Annotated in this window: 1 protein-coding gene; it reads left to right on the forward strand. The window is 57.4% G+C overall.

Translation table 11 applies throughout. The features are described 5' to 3' along the window. Positions 1 to 617, forward strand: a 617-nt coding sequence (locus tag ACM6IP_RS25130) for an immunoglobulin-like domain-containing protein (protein WP_414862522.1), incomplete at both ends; no start/stop codon positions are given.

Genomic DNA, 617 nt, shown 5'->3' on the forward strand with positions numbered 1-617 from the left:
TTACACAGTGACTCTGACCAACGCCGCTGGCTTGCCAATGAGCAACCACGGCGAGCTGACCTTCAAACTCTCCGACGGCACCACCATCACCGTTCCAGCCAACAGCACCACCGGCACGGCTACCGTGGTCACCAGCAACGACATCTTCACCGGCGGTCAGCCGGCACTGGTTAACAAGCTGGAAAGCGTATCTGGCGCCGATCAGTTCGAACAACTGACCCTGGGCAAAGACCAGTTCACCACCACCGTCACCGACCAACCGTCGGGCGAAGGCGACAAGATCACAGTCACCATCGAAAGCAATGGCGATGTGCTGGAAAACGCTGCACCGAAGTTCACCGTCAAGGTTGATCAGGTCCTCAAGCAGGACTTGACCGTGACCCTGAGCAACGGCGATACCGTCGTCATCAAAGCCGGCACCAGCAGCGTGCCGTACGAACTGAAAGCCCAAGGCGATGACGTCTACAAAGACGGCGAAACCATCAAACTCGGCGTCACCGACGCTGCAGTCGACGGCAAATCCTTCGAAAACCTGGTACTGGGCAACGAAGCCATCGTTACAGTCGGCGACACCACTTCTGAAGTGGTTGCCACCCTGTCTGTGGATAAAACCACGA

The organism is Pseudomonas sp. IT-P176, assembly GCF_949767245.1.
Classification (GTDB): Bacteria; Pseudomonadota; Gammaproteobacteria; order Pseudomonadales; family Pseudomonadaceae; genus Aquipseudomonas.